The 983-nt window shown below is 46.4% G+C and carries 1 protein-coding gene; it reads right to left on the bottom strand.

The features are described from left to right. Positions 1-983 (bottom strand): DUF637 domain-containing protein (locus ACCI49_RS24790; protein WP_371841936.1); only part of this gene is annotated, 983 nt, incomplete at both ends.

The raw sequence follows: 983 nt of genomic DNA, 5'->3' as shown, positions 1-983 counted from the left end.
AGAGCATTATTTTCTGCCGCATTCTTACCCGCCTCCGCTGCTATTTGAACATCTAGCCCAGCGACAAAAGCTGTAAGCGCTGCACCTAACTCAGCGGTTCTAACGCCCCATTTTCTTAAGCCTTGAATTTCAGCTACGGTAATGCCAGAAGTTGAGACCATTTTATGCAATTGGTACTGCTCTTCAACAGATAAGCTCGCATAATCTGCCTCACTAATAATACCCCTCTCCGCAAGCCAACCTTCTATATTTTTAATATCTTCTGCATGCTCACTAGAGCTTTTAACTGACTCACCGATAAACTCTCCTACAACCGCACCAGTGCCACCCGATACACAGTTCTCAGAAGAAGAGGTACCGGTATCTGATATATCTGCTCGAGCAATTCCAATCACACAGCCGGTAGCAGCATGAGCTATATACTTAATTGCAGTATTGATATCATTGGTTTTCGCAGCCAGCCCTATCTCGGTTGCCATTTCTTCACCGAGACGATCCACTGCAGAAAGAAGCAAGCTATCTACAAAGGTATCTCCAAAGTCACCTAAGCTATCACCTGCTGCAATCGTTTTAACACCGGCATCAACTGTAGCATGAGTAAGAGCCTGAAGAACCTGTGCTTCAAGAGACAACGAGCTTGCTTTTTTAATGGCATCTGCAACCGCTTGCTGGATCTGAATGGCAGTGCTATTCCCAGCCTCAGCTAGCGTTCTAGCAGCATCAGCTGCCTCTTGAACTTTACTTGAATCTATCTGGAAAAATGCGGCATCTATTTTTGCAAGTGCGCCAGCAGTAACCATTGATACCGCAATACTTTTGAGGGTATCTGAAGAGGCCAGCTCTTCCATTGATCCAGCGATATCACCATCAACAACGCCATTAGCTAAGGCAATAACCAGCTGGGTCTCAAGGGTCAAAGTGCCTGCGGCAAGAGCAGCATTCCACCAAGTTGTTCCGGCTAGACTTGATCCACCAGAGGCTAC

Origin of the sequence: Microbulbifer epialgicus, assembly GCF_041447265.1 — a bacterium.
Classification (GTDB): domain Bacteria; phylum Pseudomonadota; class Gammaproteobacteria; order Pseudomonadales; family Cellvibrionaceae; genus Microbulbifer; species Microbulbifer epialgicus.
Note: the sequence above shows the minus strand (reverse complement) of the source record. Positions and strands in the feature narration are given on the sequence as shown.